This window comes from Chitinophaga silvatica (assembly GCF_003419895.1).
In the GTDB taxonomy this organism is placed as follows: domain Bacteria; phylum Bacteroidota; class Bacteroidia; order Chitinophagales; family Chitinophagaceae; genus Chitinophaga; species Chitinophaga silvatica.
In genome coordinates this window covers 1-25,498 of record NZ_QPMM01000001.1, presented here as the reverse complement: position 1 = coordinate 25,498, position 25,498 = coordinate 1, and the positions used below count along the sequence as shown (strand labels likewise).

Sequence of the window (25,498 nt, the reverse complement as noted above, 5' to 3'; positions counted from 1 at the left end):
ATAATTAATAACCTGAATAATATTTTGCCCACGGCACAACAATAAATGGGAACTCCGTAGATACGTCTACCGTCACCGAATAATGCACTGTCGCAGCAGAAACTTTGCTTTGATAAGTAAATATGATGGTAACAATTTTCATCTGCCCATATACTTCCACCGGGTTCTCACTGACACGTTGCAGTTGGAAGGCATCCTTATTTTTATATTGCAATGCCCATGTTTCCAGGTAGAAATCCATGTACCGTAAAACAATAAAGTTCATGGCTCGCGACTTCTCATCATCGCCGTTTTTTTTGATCAGCTGCAATGCATTGGAGAAAATATCCGCTGCCTGTTCGCTTAGATCGTTATCCGTCCGGGCATCAACTAAACCTGATTTCTGAATGGCTTTGATAATACCTTTTACGTAATCTGTTGCGCTGATCTCGTACAATTGCTTTATCATAACATATTGCAATTGCTGTGAGGAACGGACTTTCAAATAACCGGGCATTTTCTCACCGATCAGAATATCATATACCATTTCATTGGGGCGTGGTGCGAGGGACTCTATCAGTTCGCTCAGCTGGCGGTTGGTCGTTACTTTGATGGCATACATGTCCAGGAACCCGTACACCTGAAATATCCAGTTCAGCTCCCGTGCGATATACAAATTACGCGGCTCACGTAAATACTTGAACGCGATCAGAGAGAACGGGAGGTGCAGATCTACGGGGTCAGTAACAGCTACCTGATAAAATTCATTCTCCAGGCTGAGTGAAGGGAACCTGGGAATGATATCTCCTGAAACATAAATGAATTGTTTCGTACCACCATGACCGCAAGTACAACTACCACTTGCCGGGGCCAGCGCTTTACAGTCGCATTGTGGTTGGATGAGCGAGCTGTTTGTATTTTCAATAAAACGTGCAGCATCAAATCCGGGCCTTTCCATGGGATATGGATGGTTTTGCGGATGTTGCACCACCGCATCATTGCCCATTGTATATTTCATATGGATACGTTTGTAGGTGAAGAAGATCTCATGGTCATTACTTTTTAGAAGAGGAAGGTCTGGTTCCTTTTGAGGGTTTCACCACGACAGCCTTTTTAGGGGCTTTGCGAGCGGTTGCAGCGGTGCCCTTCTGCATCTTCCTGCGTGCTGTCAGGGTAGCTTCTTCGGCTAATTTAGCCATCAGTCCTTCTCCGATAGCAGGGCCTTTCTCTTCCATTTTTGCATCGCGATAAAGTTCTCTCCGGGCATTCTCCGCAATGTAGGATATCATATCAGTAGTACTTTCAATGAATTGCGGTGAACGCGTGATTGTGGATATTTCCCACGCCTCCTCACCATGCTGCGAAGCGCCAACAGAGATATACGCATCATTGCCATTGCCCGAATCATCAAACCCATAGCAACCGTAGCCTTCATTCAAGGGCCAGTTCACCACCATCTTCATATTCACTGTTGTACGAAATGCCTGTCCTGATGTATTGATTGCCCAGAGCTCATAATTGATAATATTGATAAAGGCGATGCGCATCACTGAATCCGTTTCTAATTTCATCCAGGTAGCCGCCTGGTCGATGGAGAAATAGATCTCACCCGAGGTGGTTAACACCGCTGCTATGTTATTATTTGCCTGTACCATTGCTACCGGGTCGATAAATGAGCTGACCGGTTTGAAGGCCCCTTTCGTACCGCCCTGTGTGGATAATACTAATTGGTGGTCTGTGGTAACAGCATAAATGATCTGACTGGTGAGGGCACAGACCCAGCTATAGGAATGATCAGCGTTGAATGGAGTAAATGCAGCGCCATCGACCATTGCCTGTAACGAATTATCCATGCCGATGCCCACCACTAAATTCGGTACCGCCGTAATGACCGAAACATGGGTACTGTGGTGGGTATCCGCCCAGGTAGTACCTCCATCGGGGGAAGTCCAGGTAGGTAAGGATGCCCAAAGGGTATTACTTTGTTGTTGTACCGAAAGGTGCTGATAGCGGTTATCTTTATCCGGTCTGGGGTCCTCCCATGTCAACCCATTATTCACTGATCGCACCAGGTGCGACCCATCACCGGAAGGTTGCGGTACGTTACCTATAAGGATGGACTCCTGTACATTGTCCTTTACATACCAGCTACCGCTGATCTGATCAATCGGGATGCTGAGGCCTGCCGATTGCCATGGAACGAGCAGGCCGTTACCGGAGATGTTCCGGTCCATATCCTGTTCGATATGATATTCGGGGCGCACGTTATCCCAGATACGAAACGCTGTGATCCTGCCTTTAAAGGGGTTACTGGTAGTATCACCCTGCAGCTGACCAATCACTAATGACCCATCCGGGGGAATAGTGGTATCGGTTGCCAGCAGCGTTGAATATGCCAGTGATCCATCTTTGTATAACAAGAGGTTGCCTGTCTTGCTTTCCCAGGTCAGCGAGAAATAGTGCCATTCATCATCCACGAAGCTGATACCGGTATCAGCAACTTGTTCATCATTTATGCAGATGTTGATATTGGAAGGGTTGGCAATAACAAGTGATCTTTCTCCAGATACGGTGTACGACAGGATGGTACCCGTGGTGTTGATATCCGCCAGCATCCAGCATTCGATCGTAAAGGAATTACTGACGAAATTATTCACAGGATTGGTAAGCAGATAATCCGTGTCGTTACCCCCCAGGGCGACCACGGTGTTATATACAGGGTCAAATTTGGGTATGCTGATCTTAGTCATAATGAAATAGGTTCATTTACGTGGGAAAATATCATGGAGCAGGGTAGTAGCGTGCCAGGTGCCTGCTTGCCATGAATGGGAACATACCTGTTACATCTACTTTGAGGTAATAATAGATCGTTTCGGCCGTATCCCTTGCCTGGAATTGGAAGATAACGTCCATAATCCTTCTGGTTCCCTGGACATTGCTCCGTTGTATATCTACGCCTTGCAGGAAGTAAACGCCCGGTGGGTACGGTGCCTCAGCAATTGAACTCTGCATCTGCCATGCCATGAAATAGATCTCCCGGGAGCGGACGGTAAGATAGTTCAGCGCGCGGTGGGCGTCTGTTTCCCCTGCATTATCCGTTATAAGCAACATCTGTGAAAGCGTGCTCTCTACTATGTTCCTGGGGATGCCGGGAATATTTCCTTCCATGGCATCTACAAACTGGTTAAAGGTAAAGTAGTAGGTAAGATTTGCAACTAACGTTGGTAATTGCAGGCCATTACAACGTTCCGGTGAAGCAAGCGGGCCTCTTGTGCCGAGCACCACATCAAATTTCCTTTCCCCAACAAAAACTGGTTCCAGTGCAGCTATGAAATGGTGGAGTTCTACGTTGGAACGTGGTATTAAAATGTAGCTGTCAATACCCTGTATGCTCAATATCCAGCACATACGTTCGGCGATATACAGGTTTTTACCCTGGCTGAGTACCTGATAGAATAGCGCATTTGGCGGGCCTTGTGCTTTGAATTCCTGGTACGCGTACATGTATTCTTCTTCCAGGCTTTTATTAGGGAAGGTGGGGTAGATATTCCCGATAGCGTATACATCACCCAGGCCGATAGGCAGATTACCACCACTGCTGCCACAACCACATTGTGGACTGATAGCAGGTGAAGGTTCTGATTGGGGTACTACAGGTGTTTCTGCAACCGGTGCTGCAGATGGAATGATAGGGGTAATCTCCTGCATGGATTGTTCTACATTCATAACATGATTAATTTTACCTTATTTTGATGATTCGTTCTAAATATGATCTGCTCTGCGCAACGTTCAATAACGGCGGAATGATGCCTCGTTTACCCACCTGCGATCTCGTAAAGGCGGCATGTATATCACCGGCTGTGGCCTGCGGATATAACGACCATAACAGGGATATGCTGCCGGTCACAAAAGGAGCTGCCACACTGGTACCCTGCAACGCGATATGTCCGCCACCGGATTTGATATGAGGTAAACTCCAACCTGGGGCCATCAGTCCGTGCATGCCTATACTACGGCCAATATTCGAATGTTCCACAGGGTTACCATCCTGCTTGCATGCCACCACGGGGATTACCCAGGGATGATCGAAGAGCGGGTTATGCCCGATCCGGCCATGATTGCCGCTGGCCCCTACGATAATGATACCACGCCGGAACGCTTCCTCGAAGATGTATTGCAGGTTTTGTTGATTGCTCCGCTTCATCCTTACATCCGCTAAGCCCAGGCTTAGATTGATCACACGTGCGCCACTGTTCATCACTGAACGCAAAGCATCCGCCAGGTGGTCTGTTGTTACTGCCGGGCATTGATTAAAATCAGCCGCCTCACAGAAGACCGGCCGTGCTATGAAAGTACAGGCAGGGCTGATGCCCGGACTTTGAGCAGTTCTCCGGGCAGCTAAAATGCCTGCTACGAATGTACCATGTGTACAGGCGTAACTGGTTTTCGAGTGGCATTGCACGGCTGCATCTCCGGTTGCTTTAAACTGTGATGTGGGAAGGTCTTCATGCGTAGTATCTACCGGACCGTCGATAATACCTACATGTATATTTGGTTGGCCGCTGGTCAGATACATCAGGTCATTCAGTTGCACCATACTATAAGCAGCATTCAGTTCAGTAGACAGCATTGAATTCAGGGGTGATAAACGAGCACGAAATTAAAGAAGTAAAAGAAAAGCGACCTATCCCATAAAAGGGTGGTTGAGGTTACATAAAAGGGTGATAAATGCGTGTGTCCATCATCTTGGCAATGATCTCTCCTTTAGATCTGATGCCTAGTTTCTTATATAATCGCTTAATGTGATGTCGTACTGTTTCGATAGAGATACCCAAATGGCCGGCGACCATTTTATAGCTGGCGCCTTTCATAAGATGATGTAATATTTGTTGTTCCCGTTTGCTTAGGTCAACATCCAATGGTTGTCGTTCAATATTGACCAATGTATGTACCATCCTTTGCGTGATGACATTCGATATGGGGAAACCTTTGCTGGGATAGGTGCTCACAATTTCATTCGCTACTGATTCATTCAGTTCGTCTTTCATAATAACGCCTCTCATCCCGATACGCAAATACCCGATCGCTTTCTGGACATCACATTCAGCTGTAGTAGCGATCACCACTATATCAGGATAAACCACTTTCTGCATAAAGTGCATCAGCATATTTACTGCATAATGATCCACATCAACAAACAACATCAGGGCTTTTTCTGCGATTCGGAGTAAATTAAAAACATCGTGTAAGTCAGGTAGTAACAGGTTTACGTTCTTCAGACCTGGCAAGCATTTGAAGGTGTTGAAGAAGAAGTCATTCGCACTGATGATAAAAGGTGAGTATACTACTTTACTGGTGGCAGTGCCACTATGGTTGATCATAACTGATATAATTTTTATAGGGGTTAAGTGATTGGTTCTCATAAAAGTAAATATATCAGTGGAATGAAAAAAATGTTCTGGTGGAATTTTATATATTAGTTCGATGCATATTATTAGGCTTTAATTCTTTTGATGGTGTTATGTTTTTGTAAATTAAATATGCACTAGTGAAAAGCGGGTACCATAAAATAGATTTTCCTAATGAAAAAGCAGGCATACATCACCCATTGATGGAGGAGTTGGCGCCCAAAAGGTTACCTCACTGTTCCCATCAGGTGTACTGTTACCTGGCACAAAAAAACGGTTGTAGATCTTTGATCTACAACCGTCTCTATTATAACTAACAAATTAATTAACTGCATTATACAACTGCCTGATTTCAGCAGCGCTCAATATTTTTCCGTAAATACGGATATCTTCCATTCCACCTTTCATAAAGTAGCTGGTAGGCTGACTTATCTCATCACGACCAATATATAATTTTACAGTAGAAGGTGCATTTACAGGTAATATATTGTTGGAGACAGCATCAAGTACGCCATCGATATAAATACCAACCTGTTTAGTAGAAACATTATAAACATTGGTGATCATATGCCAGTTGCCAGTAGTGACTTGCTTTATACCCACAGCGTTAGTGGAACCACCACCTGGTCCAAAACCTATTGTACCGGGAGCAACATCCAATAACCCTCTGATTCCCCAGGTAAATCCGCTGTCAGCATATCTCTTTGACATGATATGAGATCCCCAGGATGAATTATAACTATCAAGATTTACCCATGCATTCATTGAGAATGAAACGTTCGCAAAACGTAAATCAACCTGATCGTTCACAGCGATATAACTGTTTGTACCATTGAAATAAGATGCTCCGGTTTTATCACCTAACCTGTCTTTGGTATAAGTAATGTTGCTTGGAGTACCATTATGACCCAAACCACTCAGATCATTGGCTCCAGCACAAATATTTAATGGCCAGTAAGCAATCAATGAAGCAACAGGTGCCATCGTTTGATTATACAACGATTTAACTTCATTAGGCTTCAGTACTCTGTTGTAAATACGGATATCATCCATTGATCCTTTCCAAAAATAGGCGGTGGGCATGGCAGGATTGTCTCTACCGATGTAAAGATTAGCTGTTGATGGAGCATTTGTTGGCAATATTCCAGAGCTAACGTTATCTAATACCCCATCAATATAAATAATTACCTGATGAGTGGCATAATTGTAAACATTGGTAATCATATGCCAGCTACCAGTAGTCACTTGTTTGATACCGGCTGCATTGGAAGCACCTCCACCAGGTCCAAAACCAATGGTGCCAGGAGCCACATCTAACAATCCTCTTACCCCCCAGGTAAAACCACTATCCAGATTCCTTTTTGACATGATATGAGATCCCCAGCTGCTATTGTAGCTATCAAGCTTCACCCAGGCGCTCAGGGTAAAATCTGTATTTGTTAAACGAATATCCGCTTTATCATTTACAGAAATGTAACTACTTGTACCATTAAAATAAAAAGCGCTGCCGGAATTTCCGAAACGGTCTGTTGTAAGGGTGGTATTGAATGCAGTACCATCATGTCCATTTCCGGTAACATCCTTTGCATTCGAACAACTATCAAGTGGCCAATAGGCAATCAGCCCGCTGGTAGAAACTGGTATGTTGGTGGAATCAATAACTCCGGTTGAATCAATACCGTTCACCAACTGCTTATCTGGAGTAGGCTTTTCAGTGTCTATAATTATATTTTTCTCACACGAACTCATTGCAACTGCTAATACTGCACAGAAAGATAGACCTCCAAGGATTTTTGTTTTTTTCATTTCAATTTTGTTTGGTTATAGGGAGCTCTCAAGCAACCGTAAGTTAACTTTCAAGTGAATAAAATAAAGGTAGAAAAAGCTGAATCAGGTATAATAAATGCTATGTTTTATTCAAAAATAACTGGGAAAACAATTTTACACTGCTAAAATAAGAAGAAGAATTAAGAATAAAATAGAATTATAGATGTTGATAACTTTGATTATCCAGCTATAACCTTAAGAATAATACAAGTGAAAGATTCATATTATCTACTTGTAATCAAGGAAAATAGGGAACTACAAAGGCCTACACGAAGTAGGCCCTAAATCTATTAAAACAGGTTATTCATGCGGATTTCATCAATAAGAATGTGCCACATACTCGTTTTCCACCGTACCATTTTCATACAATTTTAGTACAGCAAATCCTGGTGGTGTTTCGAGATAATATCCTGGCCCGGTAGATTCCTTATCACCTTTTCCCCACCAGTATCCACTCATTGCGCCATTACAGCAATACCAGACGCCATTATACAGTACCTTATCGTATAAATGATTATGACCGGCCAGCATAATGCGTACCTTATCCTTATGCTTGTAGAAGAGGTCTTTGAGCTTCTTGTTATCTGAGTGGTTGCCTCCTACCAATACAGGTGTAGCACCAAATACCGGGAAGTGTGACATCAATAATACCGGTGTACCAGATTTCAAATTATTCAGTTCATCTTCCAGCCATTTATACTGCTCATCATCCAGTGATGTGTTCTTGTTATTGCCATCCAATATGATGAAATGCCAGCCATTCCTGGAAAAACTATAATAGCGGTTGGGAATCTTCAATCGATTTACCACATAATCCTTTCCATACATCGGATCGTTTTTATCTGGTGCGGCCCACCACATATCATGGTTCCCCAGGCAACTATAAATATTAGTTCCTTTAAGCACACTAACACAATCATCCCAGGCGGCCCACTGGGCAGTTACTTTATCCCTTACGACATCGTTATAGGAGGCATCCATAATAGAATCACCTCCATTGAGGATAACATCTGGTTTAACTTTCTTTACAGCTTCCAGGCATTGTTTAAAACGGGCTTTTACAGCATCATCTGCGGGTAAGTGTACATCCGTAATATGTACTACAGTAAGTACCAGCTTAGACTTATTGTTTGCCGGTGTAGCCATTACATTATTTGCTTTACCAAGAGCTGAAGCAGCCAGTAAAATACTCCCTGATTTAAATAATTTTCTTCTATCCATCGATTATAGGTTAAGCACGGAAGCAGAAGAGCTTCCGTGCGAAAGAATTAATAGTTCAAGCTATTCCCAGTTAAATAATTGTGGGCCCAGACGAGGGTTCAACAATACCTCATTAAACGGAACTGGTCTGTAATAATGTTTAGGTTCCTGGAAGGTACGTTTACGGGTATCTGTTACAATACTTCCGCCTGCAGTACCATTTTTCAGGTATACGGTTACATCTTCACCAAAAGAACCTGCTTTGTAGTAAACAAGTTTCACTCCCAGAGAATTACTTTCCTGTTGAGCAGCAGGAGGTATAGAAGATCCTTTATCTATCAGAATAATATCTTCAATCCCATCTCCGTTAAGGTCATATTTACCAAGTCCGGGAAAATACATTCCTTCCGGTATTGTTTCGAGCGACTTGCCGGCTCCCCAACGCATTAAATCGTCGTATCGTAATCCTTCCATTGCGAATTCCACTCTTTTTTCACGACGTATTTCGAGTATTACACCTTTATTAGCACCGGTAACATTCGAATACTTGGCAGCAAGGATTGGATCAACATCTGCATTCGCCGCCGCCATGTTCAGATTAGGCATGCCTGCACGATCTCTCAGCAACTTTACGGATTTATCAATATCTGCCTGGGAGAGACTTCCTGATTCTGCTTTAGCCTCTGCAAAAATCAATAATACTTCAGCAAACCGGTAAGCCGGAAAATCGACATTATTGATGACTTTTGAGTCTGTGCTGTTGATATACCCTTTTAATTGGTGGTAGCCCGAGAAGTTCTTATTTAATCGCATGATATAGGGAGCTGCAGCTCCAGCCATTACAAACCCTGGAGTAATAAATGATGCATAAATACGTGGGTCGCGATTTTTGAATTCCTGAACTACCTGCATATTCTGATAATTTGGCTGTGCAGTAAATCGACTACCATCTTTCATCAGATATGTTTGTACCAGCTCCCGGGCAGGAGATTGTTCATAGTTATTTATATAGGTATTATTGTTACCGCTACGGCCCAGATCCTGATCGTAGACATTCATCAGCATTACTTCTGAATTACCAGCTAGACTTGCACTATTAAACAGTGCTGCATAATCGGAAGAGAGTTTGTATGGACTATTCGTCATCACATCTTCTGCTGTTTTCCATGCTTTATCCAGCAGGTTGGCTGCAGTTGCTTCCAATCCAAGTTCCGAATGATAACGACGATAGGTTCCTTCATATAATGCTATTTTGGCCAGCATTAGTTTCATCACCCATTTACCTGGAGTTCCAACAGGAACAGAGGTGCGTACATTTGCTGCCGCAAATTCGAGGTCTGCTATCACACTATCCATAACCTGCGCCCTTGGGTCACGGCCTTTGTAGAGTTGTACTGTGTCACTTGGATTGATAGTTGAAGAATACCATGGTACATTTGAGAACCTTTTTACTTTATCAAAATAAAAAAGTGCACGATAATATCTTGCAATACCTGCATAGTGATCTTTTACGTCCTGCCCTACCTTCGCTTTATTGTAGTTATCCAGGAAATAGTTAATGTTACGCAGTCGATCCCAGGACCAGCCACCAGTAATTGTCTGGGAGGTAGCAGTACCGGTCATGATAGTCTTTACTTCCACGGCACCTGTGGTAGCTTTATCATCGGTATCCTGATCAGAAAGATAATTACCACGATCACGCACAGACAGTAACCCCAGCGTATACATTTTCAAATCTTCTTCTGTCTGAAAAAACAGAGCAGGAGGAACAGAGGTTTGAGGATAAAGATCCAGGAAGCTTTGCTTGCACGCAGGTAGTGATACAATTGCTACCAGGGCAAAGAGTATATTACGAAATGTTAACATTTTGAATTCACATTTTTGATCTTAAAAATCAAGGTTTAAGCCGAAGGCATATTTGCGGGAGAACGGATACGCCCATCCATAGCCATCTTCAATTGCTTCCGGATCAAAGTATTTTTTGATGGCGGAGAACTCAAACAGGTTTTCACCTGTAGCGAATAGACGTAGGCGACTTACCTTGAAACGTTTAGTTAGAGTGTTAGGGAGAGTGTAACCTATGGTCACATTTTTTACACGCAGATAAGCTCCGTTCAACAGGTATTTGGTTTGTGGAATATCCAACCCTGCACCATAATTTGCATCGGCAAGCCAGGACTGTAAAACAGGGAAATAAGAGTTGGTATTTGCATCAGCCAGACCAGCATTTATATAAGACTGGGAATGACGTTCGCGATCTGCCCCGGTTTCAGAAGCTCCACGATAGAAGTCGAGGTTCCATGGATAAACACCTGCATAAGGTTGTTGATAAGGACCCCAGAATAAATAGTGACGAGGATAGAAATCACGCTTTGCTACCCCTTGCAGGAATACAGACACATCAAAGTTATTCCAGCTTGCATCCAGGTTAATTCCGTAACGGTAGCGAGAACTATTGTTACCAATTATGCGGTAATCACCAGGATCATTAACGGTACCATTGCCTTTAGTAATTTTCTTATCACCATTCTGATCTACATATTTAGGCCATCCCGGAACAATATCCAGCGCTCCCCAAGGAATAAGCGCAGATTCATCCAACGCATCAATTTCCTGTTGGTTTTTGAAATAACCATCATTTACAAGACCCCATATTTCACCGGTATATTGTCCTACACGGTAATCGCTCAGGAGTCCAAGTGCATTTTTATCGTATTTCGTAATCTTTGTGCGGGAATCAGACAGAATGAATTTAGCACCAAAATTTAAAGGTTTACCTCCTACTCTAACCTCATCGCGGTAGTTTACAGAGAGTTCCCAACCCTTTGTACTGAGGTTGGCTGCATTGGTAGGTGGTGGTGCCACACCTAATACAGCAGGTAATTTCATTGCATCTGTAAGCATACCAATTGTGCGACGGTCATATAAATCCACACCTATCAGTAAGCGATCTTTCAGTAAACCGAAATCTCCACCAAGGTTAAAGGTTTTTACTTTTTCCCAGGTATAGGTTTCCGGGTCCACCGGCAGTAAAGGAGAATTGGTAATAATTGTAGGCTTTTGACCATCAATAATATATCCGCTGTTACCAACAGGTAAACTTGGAATAGCACGGAAGTTCTCAGTTACCTGGTTACCGAGAGAGCCATAAGATAAGCGAAACTTAAGTGTTGAAAGTACACGGGTAATATCTTTCATAAACGGTTCCTCGGTAGCAACCCATGCACCGGAAACTGAAGGGAAGAAGCCTCTTCTTTTTCTGGCCAGGAAGCGGGAAGTTTCGTCTACACGTCCATTACCTTCAATTATATATTTATTCTTATAGGAATAGTTCAAACGGCCAAATACTCCACGAAGGGAATAAGCAGTATACTGAGCGCCAACAGTAGGCGTTCCCGTAGTAAGACCGAGGTATGGAAGTGATGAAGAAATCAACACAGTGCGGGCTGCATCTTCATATGACCATTCGTATTTCTCCTGGTTATAACCGGCCAGCAATCTGATTTCGTGATCTTTTAAGCGTTTAGTATAATTGGCATACAGATCATAAACATCTTGCTTTAAAATACCATTTCTAACAGATACCAAACCATTTCCACCTTCTTCGCGGATATCATTAGGACCATATCCTATACTATATTTCCGGTTATCTGTATTATACTTCCATAACTCACGTTTAAAGGATGCACTTCCTGTGATTTGGAGATCATTATCCAGGAAGCTGGCTACGCCACGTACTACGTTCTGAAAACCGAAGCGGGTCTGCATATCGCGTCCTCCATTTGATAGCTGTGCGCCTAATCTGCCGGCCGCAGTATTGGCCCAGGTGCCATCCGGATTGATAGCTACCTGTGTTGGCATCAGATAATATACATCAGTGATCTTATAGGCAGGAGCATCGGTCTGGGTTTGGTAAATGTTCAGATTGTTGTCGACCTTCAGCCAGGATAATGGTGTAAAATTCATTCGCCCGCGCAATCCATAACGGCCCCAATCATCTTTTGCAAGGCGGTTCAGGCCATTTTCTTTTGTATAGTCGCCCGATAGTAAATAACCAAAAGGACGTCCCTTAGCACTCTCTCCTCCACCACTCAATGAAATGCTGTGGCTTGCAGACATGCTGGATTTATTGAAGAAGAAGTCATTCCAGTTGTTACTACCCATATATATCCACTTAGTAGGATCATTCGGATCGATACGGATATCTTCTACAGAAGGATTATCGGAACGCTCTTTTGCCCATTGATAATAATAATCGGAATAATTTACATAATCCCAGGGAGTGTTATCTGTTGAAGTTTCAAGCACACGGGAGAAGATATAGGGATCAGTTACCTGATTTGGAAGCACGGTAGGTTTAGACCAGGCATAATAGTTATTATAACTTATTTTCTGGCGGCTTCCGGCAGTACCTGATTTAGTGGTAATAAGAATAACTCCGAATGCAGCGCGAGCGCCATAAATGGCTGCAGATGCGGCATCTCGTAGTATAGTAACAGTATTTACATCATTAGCATTAATGCGGAAAAAATCTTCTGTAGTAGATGAAACTCCATCGATGATGATGAGAGGTGTTGTTACAGCGCTTGCATTTGAAACGATTGAACCCACCCCACGAATATTAATATTAGGAGTAGAACCAGGTTTACCACCAGAATAATTAATATTCAGACCAGGACTTGCACCTTGCAATCCCTGGAAAATATTGGCAATAGGACGTTCTGCCAGTTGCTTACCGGAGATCTGATCCACCGCACCTGTAGTAGAAATTTTACGTTGAACACCATAACCTACAACCACTACTTCCTCCATGGAATTGGAGTTTGGTTGAAGCACGATATTCATCATACTGGCACTTACAGGTACTTCCTGCTGTATAAAACCTACATAGGATAATATAAGCATTCCCTCCTCAGGTACATTCAGTTCGAACTCCCCTTTTTCATTAGTTAATACTCCAATATTACTGTTTTTCAACCTGATGCTTACCATTTGCAATGGTTCGCCAGCAGGGTTTACGATACGACCTTTTACCGTAATATCTTTCTTCACTGTAGCTACCGGGGCAATTACTATCAGATTGTTCTGCATCATGCGAAAACCAAGATTGGTATTGGCCAGCATTAAAGACAGAACTTCATTGATAGGCATATCTTTGGCATCAAGACTTACTTTATGCCACAATGGTAGATTATCGTTGTTATAGACAAAACGGAAACCGGATTGTTCTTCAATCTGTGTAAATGCTTTTTCTAAATTGGCTTTGTTTAATTTGACAGAGATAGAATGCTGCGAATAAACGGAAGCACTTGCATGCATACACATTACAAAAAGAAAAATTGCGAAGAGCTTCATAAAAATAAACAGTTTTTTGAGGCTCCGCCCAGGGGGAAGCCAACTCACCACTGTAGTTTTTTTCATACCTTTGATTTGTTGGTTAATTGATAAAGTGACTGTTTACGCAATAGCAGAGTCATTAACCGATTTTTCGACGGGAAATGGTCTCAACATTTCCCGTTTTTTTTTCGGTTTTACTGCCGTATTTATATGTTATTGAATTTTCTCTCTGGTAACTACTCTATCCAGTAAATGTTGTTTTTATCTTTAGTGAAATGAAAACCTCCGCTCATTTCAAGCGCTTGCAGCGCTTCTGTAAGGCTTTCATTTTCAAATACTCCTGAAAATACCAGGCTTTTCTTTTGTTCACTTTTAAAATGTATTTCTGCACCATACCATCTTTCCATCAATTGTACCACCTCACTTAGTGCCAATTTCTTAAAGGCAAGTTTGTTATCTTTCCATGCTGTTTCCACTACAATATTATCTTTCACTGGTGTGAGAGTACTTAATTTAATAGGTGGTGTTTCAACGTTGGCTGTATTAGTTGCTGGTAAGCTATATGGAATAGTTAATTTTTCATTTGGTTGAAGTCGTACTGTTCTTCTATCTGCTACTACTTCTATTGAACCTGTTACTAAGGAAGTAGTGGCCATTTTTTCATCCGGATAAAACCGAACGTTAAAGGATGTACCTAGTACACGAATCGAGCAGGCATTTGTTTTTACGATGAAAGGATGATTAGCATCGGTTGCTACTTCGAAATAAGCTTCTCCCTCTAATGTTACCTCTCTGTTTTTACCTTCAAATTGTTTCGGATAATGTAATTTACTACCTGCATTAAGCCATACACTGGTACCATCGGTTAGTTTAATATATGTACGACTACCGGTTTTCGTTACCAATTGTTGTAATGCAGGTTGCTCACGTTTGTCGTTCTCTCCTCTTCCCAGCCATATGCGGCTAACCAGGAATAATAAAACTGCAGCAGCGGCAACACTGGCAACACGAAGCGAAAGACGGAATACTTTGCTATTTCGTTTGGCAGGTATTGGTTCCGTTGGCATTTGCGACTGCACTTCCAGCAGTCGTTGTTTATTCCGTAGTAATGCGGCTTCGATATCACCTGACGTAAACTCTTTTTGCTTATCCTTCCAGGACTGCATCAATATTTCTTTCACATAGGAAGCGTCGGGGTATTGTTGCAGCAAGTGCTCCAGTTCCTCTGCCTCTTCCGGAAGTAGTTCATTCGCCACCTTACGACCAAGTAGGTACCAGATTCGATCATGCATCATAATATAAGGACAATATTGTTTGAAGAAATTCCCTAAAGAGGTTCTGATTTTTTTTAGGGATGTGAGGGGTTAGCGAAACAGAAAAGCCTGTGCCAGTTCTTGTGGCATATCTAATCGGATAGCTGCAGCTATTTTTTTAACGGCAATGGCTAGTTGAGCATCTACTGTTTTGGGGGAAATATCCAGCAACTCTGCCACTTCTTTATATCTTAAGCCATCTTGCTTTACGAGCCGGAAAATCAGCTGGCAGCGATCTGGCAAGCTTCGAATGGCAGCTTCTATTTTTTGAATAATCTCTGCGGAAATCATACCGTGTTCGGGATCTGGGCTCATCGCAAGCGCATCGGTATCGAGTAGCTCCAGACTTGTATGCCGGTGCCGCTTCTGCTGTTGTACTGTATTGAGAGAGCGATTTCGGGTACTGATATAAATATAAACAACTGGATTGTCGACGGCGGCCAACTCCTGACGTTTCTGCCAAATCATTATAAAAACATCCGACACAACTTCTTCTGCCAGGTGAAACGAGCCAACTATTGCTGCCGACAAGTGTACAAGCCTGCTATATAATAAGCGGTACAACTCATCATAGGCACTCATATCACTTTCAGTACAGAACCTGCGAAAATGAAACCTTGCCAATTCGTTGTTTATCATACTACAAAAGTATACAATAAGTATAGTGGTGTTTATTAAGGAAACGTTATTTCCAGTATAGCCTGCTGCCTGCAAATAAACTTACAAGAAGTATAATGACAGTTGATAACCTGCATGCAGTGAAACCAGATATTATTATCAGTAAATGTTAGATGTTTGAAAACAAGATAATTGATATTTTTAATAATTAATAAAATTTTAGTTTGAAGGTATTCCCTTGCAGTTATAGGTATTTCTGTATTAGGGAATAAGCACTCTTAAATAGTTTGATGCTAAAACAAAACATCTTCTACCCCTAATTATTAAATATGAAATGCAATAAGAATTAATGTGCTGTTAAGTACGCCCAGTTGACGGAATATATTGATTACAATCGCTTCTTTTTTATATATTCTACCACTCACTTACACCAAAAGTATCTTAAAGAAAGATATACAAATATATAAGGTCTGAAGTATAAATATGTAAGATGAAGAAGACTATCTATTAACAATGGATAAACACACCCATACATATTGTTATTATAAATAATTAGTTAATTAATATATATATTCTGTTAAGCTCATATTTCACATTACATATATATCTTTGTAGTATATTTATTACATAGTAGAATTATTTTATTCCCTATCCCTATATTATGCGCGAACTACTTCGGAGTTGCGTCCTGGTAATCCTATGCCTATCAGCGACCAATGTGTTATTTGCACAAAACTGTACCATTAACGCAGGTGTAACCACCTCGATTTGTCCTAAAGACAAATTTATTCTGTCTGGCTCAAGTAGTGGCCGAATTCTTATCAATCCAGTTTGGTCTCAGGTAAGTGGGCCAGCTGTATTAATAAGCAATCCTAACAGTTTAACAACAAATGTAACAGGTTACACCGCCGGAAACACTTATAAATTCAGGTTATCAGCCAAGTGTGAAGATGGTTCACTCATTTACGACGAAGTAATTTACAATACCTATCCGGCTACTATAGCCGATGCAGGTCCTGACATCAGTGTATGCGCTCCCGGTACTGTACTGCACGGCAATGCAGGTGGTACAGGCGAAACTGGTACCTGGACAATTATTGGAGATGCTCACGGTATCAGTTTCAATTCAGCAAATTCAAATAATCCAGACCTGGCTATCAGTGCAGATGCCGGGCAATCAGGCAGTGCAACACTACGTTGGACTCTCATCAGTACTAATTCATGTCGCAGCTCCGATGATATTGTAGTTACTAATCCGGGTGGTATATCTCCTGTCAGTGCAGGCGCCAACCAGGTATTAAGTAACTGTTATACCACTACGCAAACCGCTTACATGAATGCGTCGTATGGTGGCGACAATACTAATGGTCAGCAAGGCACCTGGTCTGTACTGAGTGGCCCATCTGTTCCGAAGTTCAATAATATTCACGATAATAAAGCTACCGTTACCAACCTCATAGCAGGAACGTATAAACTAAGATGGACTGTGCAGGGCCCTTGCGTAAATGGAGTGGCGGATATACTTCTTGAAGTACCAGTAGGTACGCAGTCCGTAACTGTTGCCAAAGATGCCAGTGTTACTTTCTGTGATGGTCGTGTTTCTACCATCATTACCGGCCTCTCACCTGCATATGCAGGTGAAACTCTAACCTGGACCAGGATGTCAGGTACAGGAGATATCGTATCACCAAACAATCCTTCAACCGAAATCAAAAATCTTACAGGCGTAAAAAGTGTTTTCCGTTATACTATCAATAATCCATCAACTGGTTGTAATACATCCGCCAATTATACTGTCAATTATACTTCTCCACCTACTATCAGTGCTGTTTCACCGTTAATAGTACCCTGTGATGCTTCCTTTGTAACAGTAAATTATAGCTATACCGGTGGAGATAAAACACAATGGGCATTAATCAGTGCTCCTGCTGGTGTGCCGGTAAGTGATTTTGAAGATGCTGCCCAACCGCTTATTTTACCACAATACACAATCCCTGGCACCTATCTGGTACGTTTAAAACGTACTACTAACCATGGGCAGGGGGGATGCCAGGATCAATATGCCGATGTATATGTTCAATTATCACAATCACCAACCGCCGCGAATGCAGGTACCAAACAGGTATTGGCATGTAATATTGTAGAAACACATCTTGCTGGTAACATACCTGCCATAGGTTCAGGAGCCTGGTCACAGGTTAGTGGGCCGGGTATTGCAACAATCGATGATAAAAAAGATCCCACTACCCTAATCTCTGATCTTCTGAATGGTACTTATGTATTCCGTTGGATCATAACTGGCGGAATAGGTTGCCCAAATCAGCAGGCAGACGTACAAGTTGTGGTTTCAGACAGAAACCCAACAGCCGCAGCTGCCGGACCTGATGTCACTATTTGTAATTCTTCTCCATATAAATTACAAGGTAATGTTCCCAAACTAAATGAAAACGGCCTCTGGACAGTTACGCCTGCTGCAGGTGTGACCTTCACAGACCCTACCGATCCTTATGCCACAGTAAATGGTCTGGCTGCCAATACAGCCTATACTTTCACCTGGACAGTAAGCAATTCATGCGGAAAAAGCTCGGCCAACGTTCATATCACCACTACTTCTACAGCCGGTCCTCAGCAAGCGGATGCCGGACCCGACAAATGTTTGCCTGCCGGAACCACCACATTCAATCTTGCCGGTAATTCTCCTGATCCTACAGAAGTAGGGCATTGGACACTCTTGAGCACTCAAGCTCTTAGTTTCACCGACGATGCAAAAAACAACACAAGTGTTACTGTGCCTGCCGATGGAAATTACCTCCTTGAATGGAGCTTAAGCAGAAATGGTTGCCCTCTTACCCGTGATACCGTTTTATATACTGTTTCAACTTCTGCTACTGCTGCTGCAGCAGGAAGCAGCCAAAGTCTATGCGGTGCCACTACTATTAATTTAGCGGGCAATACACCTGCTATTGGTGTTGGTACCTGGACACAACAACAAGGCCCGGGTGGTATTATCATCACAGATCCTTTATCAAATACAACATCAGTAAATAATCTCAACAGTGGCCGTTATATATTCCGCTGGACAATCAGCAATGGCGCCTGTGAATCTAATTTTGCGGAGGTTACATTCAACATTTCTAATCCACCTACTCCTGCTAATGCTGGTCCGGATCAGACAATATGTGGTACATCCACTACTAACCTGAATGCCAATACGATCAACAGCGGCATTGGTACATGGAGTGTAATAAGCGGACCATCCAATCCAACTTTTGCCAATCCTTCAGATCCAAAAACTTCGATCTCCAAACTGCAAACAGGTACTTATACCCTTCGCTGGACAGCCAACAGTGGTCCGGATTGTCCGATTAGTACCGATGACATAGTAGTGACCGTACGAGAAAATGCAAAAGTGCAAACAACCACCCAGCAATTATGTAATGCCTCTTCTGCCGTGGTAAGTGGGAATGAAGGAAGTATGGGAAGCTGGACCCAAACCAGTGGACCTACAGGGCCAGTAATCACGCCGAATTCCGGTAGTTCAGCAGTGATCACAAACATGACTCCCGGTAATACTTATATATTCACTTATACAATCGGTGAATCTGGCGACTGTGCGAGTACAAGTGCAGAGACCACCGTTATCAGCAGTGCGCTACCATCTGCAGCCAATGCAGGAGAAGACCAGGCAATCTGTCTAACTACCGCCGATACCGCCATCATATTAAATGCCACCATACCATTAAACGGTACCGGTATCTGGACCCTTGACAGCAAACCCGCCGGGGCTAATGATCCGGAGATTACTGATCCAACTTCCCATAATTCAAAAGTTAAGAAGCTGGTACCTGGTATCTACGTTTTTAGCTGGACAGTCTCAAACGGATTCTGTACCAGTAATTCAGACATAATCCGTGTCGTTATTTCTGCCGATCCTTCTGCTGCACAACCCGGAACTGATCAGAGCAATGCCTGTACTGATAATATTTTATTGAATGCTATTACTCCTGTAAACGGAATCGGTACCTGGAGCATAGAAGATGCCCCTGACGGAAGTACCGCCACAATTGAAGGTATTAATGCACCATCTACAAGAATTACAAATGCATTGGTTGGTCAATATACTGTTCGCTGGACAGTAAGCAATGGTGTTTGTCCTTCAAAAACAGCTTTACTGAACATAAATATCAGCTCTGCTCCTCCAAATCCAGCTGTTGCAAACGTTGGTAATATTGTAGATGGCGAACAGTGTATTCTTACCGGAACAACTAAGGATATAAGCCTAAATGGCAATACACCACAAAGTGATGAAACCGGTATATGGACTATCACCAAAGCAGATGGTTCTCCCGTTACACTTACTTTCGATCCAACCGACCCTCATACTACAGTGAGCAATGTTCCTGCAGGTGCGTATATGGTTCGCTGGACCATCAACTCCGGTAGTTGTACCAGCTACAGTGAACTTCCTATAAAGGTTTATGACATGCCTTCACCGTCTGTTGCAGGTGATCCACAAGGAATTTGTTTGTATACTCCACTTACATTAGGGGCCAATAATCCTACTGTTGGTACAGGAACCTGGTCGATCATTAGCAATCCTGCTGGTGTTACACCAGTAATCAGTGATATACACAATCCATCCGCAAATGTCACAAGCCTGGGAAAAGGTAATTATACATTCAGGTGGACGATCAGCAATGGTGTATGTCAGGCTACTAGTTCAGATGCTAAAGTTGCAGTAGATGATTGTGGAATAAGTGTGATTAAAACCGCAACTCAACCAGTATTAAACTCAGATGGCACCTATGATATGACATTTACTTTTACCCTCAAAAATCCGGGAACTGCAGTAACGATTAATAATATTATGCTGACAGATAATATACAACTGGGATTACCTGCCAATACTTCCTATAAGATTACCGGACATACGTCAACCAATCTACTTGGCCAAAACGATTCATTTGATGGTAAAAATGATATAAACCTTTTGCTCGCCGACACTGCTTCGCTTGCACCCGGTGAAACCGCTGTCATCACTGTTTCTATCAATGTTAAATTTCTCTAGCAGCTCAACGATACTATTATGACGAAGAAAATTTTCCTTGCTATAAAATATTGGTTGACTGCCATAATACTGCTTTGTTGTATAACAAACATACAGGCGCAGTCAGGAACCTATAAAAATATTACCGGTGTAAGTGGAAGCGCTTCACTAGGTGAAATACCAGTAAGCGATATATCCTTTGCCAATTATCAGTTTCCCATGATTGGTATTGCACTGGCAGCATCACCGGCTGCTATTCAAAACGATGGTTCCTACAATATAACATATACCTATACCATCAAAAACTATGGAGGGATTCCACTCAGCCAGGTACAAGTAAATTCCGACCTGAGTGAAACCTTTAATAGTCCGATGACTTTTACCATACAGTCGCGGAACTTCAGCGGCATCAGTGGTAACAATGCCTTTACCGGATCAGGTGCGAATACCCAACTTTTAGCTGCCGGAGCCACCCTTGCACCTGGCGCTACTGCCACAGTTACGGTGATTATAAATTTAAAAAATAACGGTCAATACGGCACCTTTAATGCAACAGCCATTTCTCTTGCCATGGCTGGTACCGGCGCAGTCAGGGATACCTCCGTTAATGGTACTAATCCGGATGCCAATGGCAATGGAGTACCAATGGATGATATTTCTCCGACCCCGGTAACCATTTCCCGTCCTGATATTGAGGTAAGCAAAACAACTTCCAATACCTCTCCATATGTTGGAGAAAACGTTGTGTTCACAATTACAGCCACCAATCGTGGTGCGGGAGATGCTGTAAATGTAGACATAGCAGAACTTCCCGATAATGGATTTACACTGATTTCGGCCACCCCCTCTGCCGGTAATTATGATCCTGCTACTAAAGTCTGGACACTTAGTAGATTTAATGCAGGTGCCTCTGCCACACTTACCTATACCATGTTGGTAAATGCCACAGGACCATATAGTAATATGGCATCCAGCAATCATCCTGGAGATAATAATCCTGGTAATAATAATGCTTCTGTAACGTTAACGCCTAAACCTTCGGCGGACGTACAGATCACCAAAACAGTTGATAATGCTAACCCGGATGTATTATCGATTGTAACTTATACCCTGAGTGCTCTCAACAACGGACCAAGTGATGCCGACAATGTTGTAGTAATAGATAAACTACCAAATGGTTTAGAACCAGCGGCCCAATTACCTGCAGGTATGACATATGATCCTGCCCTGCGTCAGTTTACCTGGAACCTGGGTACTATGCCTGTTAACATAGCACAAACTCAGACTTTTAAGGCAACGGTGCTGGAGGATATTGACCGCTCCAACTTTAATAACACGGCCACTATCACTACTACAGATCATGATCCGAAATTAAGTAACAATAGTTCCAGTGTAAACATCATTCCAAAAGAGGCAGTAGACTTAAGTATAACTAAAGATGTTATAACCACTACCAATCCGATCTATCCATTGGATACTGTGACTTTCCTTATAAAAGTGAAGAATACCGGGCCTAACAGCTGTTATGATGCTAATGCTACAGATTTGCTGTCTAACGGTTACACTTTTATATCTGCAACATCTACACAAGGAAGTTATACTCAAAATAATGGGCTTTGGAGAGTAGGTACACTATTAAAAGATCAGGAAGTAACGCTGACGATTGTTGCGAAATTCACCGCCAATGTAAATTATGGTAACACAGCAACTACTTCTACCACAGACAACGATTCTAATCCGAACAATAATAGTGCATCTATTACACCACCACCTGTAAAACCGCGTACCGACTTGCAGGTAACCATTACCCCTAGCGGTACTCGTGAAGTAGATAATAATATTACGTTTACTATTACGGTGAAAAATAATGGGCCTAGTCCTTCCACCGGTGTAATACTTGATAATGTATTCTTACCTGATGGCTATTCATTTGTTAGTAAAAACCAGACGGACTTTAAACCGGGTGCCGGTAGTTGGGAGATTGGAGATCTGGCCGCTAATGCCAGTAAAACATTGACACTGGTAGGAAAACTTTTACCAGATGCCAACAGTTACGATCTGCATGCGCATGTATCCGGTAATGAAGATGAAACTACCCTGGTTAATAATAATGCTGTTACAAATCTGATAATAAGTCAGGTAGCCGACTTACTTGTAACCAAAACAATAGACAACGACAAACCACAAGTTGGTGAGCAAGTGAACTTTACAATTACTGTTAAGAACAACGGACCTAGCATTGCTAATAATATTGTTGTTACGGAAAATAATCCGAGCGGGTATAAATTCAATAGCACTAGTCAATCTACCGGCTCTTATGATAATGGCGTATGGACCGTTGGTACACTGAGTCCGGGAGCCAGTGCCACGTTACAGATCAATGCTACCGTTCTGCCGGATGGCAATTATACAAATACAGCATCTGGTACTTTACAGGAGAAAGACAATAATCTGAATAATAATTCAGCTTCTGTAACAGCTACAGTTACACAACTGACAGATCTTTCCATCACAAAAACCATCAATAATCCTAATCCTGATGCCGGTAGCAATGTACAATTTACATTGACTGCCAACAATGCCGGACCAAGTCAGGCCACGAAAGTAAAAGTTACTGATGTTTTACCTACTGGTTATACGTATGTATCCGCCAGTCCAACTGGTGTTTACGACAATGTTTCAGGAATTTGGACAATTGGTACACTCACTAAAGATCAGACAATATCCCTGATAATATCTGCCACGGTTAAACCAACAGGCAACTATACCAACAGTGCTACTATTACAGGTAATGAAAAAGATACCGTTCCAACAAACAACAGCAGAAATGTTACACCGGTTGTAAGGCCTGTGGCTGATCTGCAAATCACTAAATCGGTCAATAACAATCCCGCAGATGCAGGAAGCGATGTAAAATTCACTTTAAAGGCAGAAAATAAAGGAGTAAGTGATGCCACTAATGTAGTAGTAAATGATCTGTTGCCTGATGGATTTACCTTTAAGTCTGCTACTCCATTAAACCAATATGATCAATATACCGGAGTATGGACTATTGGATCCCTCGCAGCAAATGGTGTCACAAATTTAACGATAACGGCTACTGTAAAACCAAATGGTAATTACGAGAATATTGCTACTATCAGCGGTACAGAATTTGATCCGGTTTCTACTAACGATAAAAGCAGTGTAACAGTAGTACGCACTCCGGTAGCAGATCTCTCGATCAAAAAAGACGTTGACATTACTAACCCCGATGTTGGCAGCCCGGTTACCTTTACCCTTACAGCTAAGAACCTTGGTGTTAGTGATGCTACAGGAGTGAAAGTAACTGATGCCCTACCTAACGGTTATACTCTTGTTGATAAAGAAACAACTACAGGCTCTGTAAGTGGCAATATCTGGACTATAGGCAACCTTAGTGTCAACGCTACAGCCACGCTTACTATTAAGGCTACTGTAAATGCCAGTGGTACTTATAAAAATACTGCCACTATCGCAGGTAACGAAGCAGATAGGGTTACTACCAACAATAGCAGCTCCGTCACTCCAGCCCCGGTAGCAGTAGCCAATTTGAAGGTGGAAAAAATTATTGATAAATCTACGGTTTACGCAGGTGACCAGGTGAAATTTACCATTAAGGTTACCAATAATGGCCCAAGTACTGCAGCTAACGTAGTGTTGACTGATCTTCTTAAAGATGGATATACATATTTATCACATACACAAACTGGTGGAACAGGTAACTATAATTCGGTTACTGGTATTTGGTCTGCAGGCAATCTTACCAATGGCCAGATAATTACATTGGCTATTACAGCAAAAGTTAAAGCAGGCGGAGATTATAATAATATTGCAACCGTTAAGTCCGATACCAAAGACAAAGACCTTACAGATAACGAGGCTTCCATCACAGCGCCTACTGTAATTCCTGCAGCGGATCTTGCAATTGTTAAAACAGTTAATAATAATACTGCGGATGCCGGATCAGAAGTAACATTTACGCTAACCGCCACTAACAACGGTCCTAGTACCGCCAACGGAGTAGTTGTCAATGACCTCTTACCTTCAGGGTATTCTTTCGGTAGTGCTACACCGGCATCAGCATACAATGCAAGCAACGGAAAATGGACTATCGGTACAATGAGCAGCGGAAATATTCAAACTTTAACAATTACTGCCACCGTAAATCCGGAAGGCAATTATACCAATACCGCAAGCATTACTGGTAGTGAACACGATCCTACTACTTCTAACAACAGCAGCAATGTAACTGTAACACGTATACCGGTTGCTGATCTGGAAGTAATCAAATCAGTTGATCACAGTACGCCTGACGTAGGTACCAATGTTGTATTCACTGTTAAAGCAATAAATCATGGCGCCAGCAAGGCTACCGGGGTTACTGTAAATGATGTACTGCAAAGTGGATATTCCCTGGTTAATACAGGCGCTACTGCTGGTACTTACACCAATGGTATATGGACGATTGGTGAGTTGGAAAAAGACTCCGCTGCCACTCTTACCATTACTGCCAAAGTACTGGCCACTGGTGTCTACAGTAATTCCGCTACTATCAGTGGAACTGAAATCGACAGAAAGCCAAGCAACAATAACAGCAGCGTAACACCGGTGCCGGTACCTGTTGCTAACATCAGCATTGTAAAAATTATCAGTAACAGCACTCCTGATGCGGGTAGTGAAGTAACCTTTACTATCACTGCCACCAATGCAGGACCGAGTGAAGCTACCAGTGTAACGGCAACAGATAT

Annotated in this window: 13 protein-coding genes; 2 read left to right on the top strand and 11 right to left on the bottom strand. The window is 42.4% G+C overall.

Going from position 1 to position 25,498, the window contains the following annotated elements:
• Positions 1 to 4 precede the first annotated feature (4 nt).
• From DVR12_RS00065 to DVR12_RS00015, 11 genes are all read right to left on the bottom strand, one after another.
• A complete protein-coding gene (locus DVR12_RS00065; RefSeq protein WP_116973415.1) occupies positions 5 to 997 on the bottom strand; it encodes a cyanobactin maturation protease PatG family protein in 993 nt (330 codons plus the stop codon).
• 37 nt (positions 998 to 1,034) lie between these two features.
• Positions 1,035 to 2,729: a LamG-like jellyroll fold domain-containing protein gene (locus tag DVR12_RS00060; RefSeq protein ID WP_116973414.1), complete on the bottom strand. Its 1,695-nt coding sequence runs from the start codon at positions 2,727 to 2,729 to the stop codon at positions 1,035 to 1,037.
• A gap of 31 nt (positions 2,730 to 2,760) precedes the next feature.
• Complete coding sequence (locus tag DVR12_RS00055; protein WP_116973413.1) at positions 2,761 to 3,705, bottom strand: cyanobactin maturation protease PatG family protein; 945 nt, start codon at positions 3,703 to 3,705, stop codon at positions 2,761 to 2,763.
• 13 nt (positions 3,706 to 3,718) lie between these two features.
• Positions 3,719 to 4,609: a S8 family peptidase gene (locus DVR12_RS00050; RefSeq protein ID WP_116973412.1), complete on the bottom strand. Its 891-nt coding sequence runs from the start codon at positions 4,607 to 4,609 to the stop codon at positions 3,719 to 3,721.
• 79 nt (positions 4,610 to 4,688) lie between these two features.
• Positions 4,689 to 5,360, bottom strand: a complete 672-nt coding sequence (locus DVR12_RS00045) for a helix-turn-helix transcriptional regulator (RefSeq protein ID WP_158563165.1) — start codon at positions 5,358 to 5,360, stop codon at positions 4,689 to 4,691.
• A gap of 348 nt (positions 5,361 to 5,708) precedes the next feature.
• A complete protein-coding gene (locus DVR12_RS00040; protein WP_116973410.1) occupies positions 5,709 to 7,193 on the bottom strand; it encodes a LamG domain-containing protein in 1,485 nt (494 codons plus the stop codon).
• A gap of 339 nt (positions 7,194 to 7,532) precedes the next feature.
• Positions 7,533 to 8,435: a metallophosphoesterase family protein gene (locus tag DVR12_RS00035; protein ID WP_116973409.1), complete on the bottom strand. Its 903-nt coding sequence runs from the start codon at positions 8,433 to 8,435 to the stop codon at positions 7,533 to 7,535.
• Positions 8,436 to 8,495: 60 nt separating this feature from the next.
• On the bottom strand, positions 8,496 to 10,280 hold the full coding sequence (locus DVR12_RS00030; RefSeq protein ID WP_116973408.1) for a RagB/SusD family nutrient uptake outer membrane protein: 1,785 nt from the start codon (positions 10,278 to 10,280) through the stop codon (positions 8,496 to 8,498).
• Positions 10,281 to 10,301: 21 nt separating this feature from the next.
• Positions 10,302 to 13,769: a SusC/RagA family TonB-linked outer membrane protein gene (locus tag DVR12_RS00025; RefSeq protein ID WP_158563164.1), complete on the bottom strand. Its 3,468-nt coding sequence runs from the start codon at positions 13,767 to 13,769 to the stop codon at positions 10,302 to 10,304.
• A gap of 218 nt (positions 13,770 to 13,987) precedes the next feature.
• Positions 13,988 to 15,046, bottom strand: coding sequence for a FecR family protein (locus DVR12_RS00020; RefSeq protein ID WP_116973406.1), 1,059 nt, complete (start codon positions 15,044 to 15,046; stop codon positions 13,988 to 13,990).
• Positions 15,047 to 15,115: 69 nt separating this feature from the next.
• Positions 15,116 to 15,703, bottom strand: a complete 588-nt coding sequence (locus DVR12_RS00015; protein WP_116973405.1) for an RNA polymerase sigma-70 factor — start codon at positions 15,701 to 15,703, stop codon at positions 15,116 to 15,118.
• A gap of 640 nt (positions 15,704 to 16,343) precedes the next feature.
• On the opposite strand from DVR12_RS00015, the gene DVR12_RS00010 reads away from it, so the two are divergent.
• Positions 16,344 to 20,750, top strand: a complete 4,407-nt coding sequence (locus tag DVR12_RS00010) for a PKD domain-containing protein (protein ID WP_147323387.1) — start codon at positions 16,344 to 16,346, stop codon at positions 20,748 to 20,750.
• Between the two features lie 18 nt (positions 20,751 to 20,768).
• The coding region (locus DVR12_RS00005; RefSeq protein WP_116973403.1) for a DUF11 domain-containing protein at positions 20,769 to 25,498 on the top strand (4,730 nt) is incomplete at its 3' end.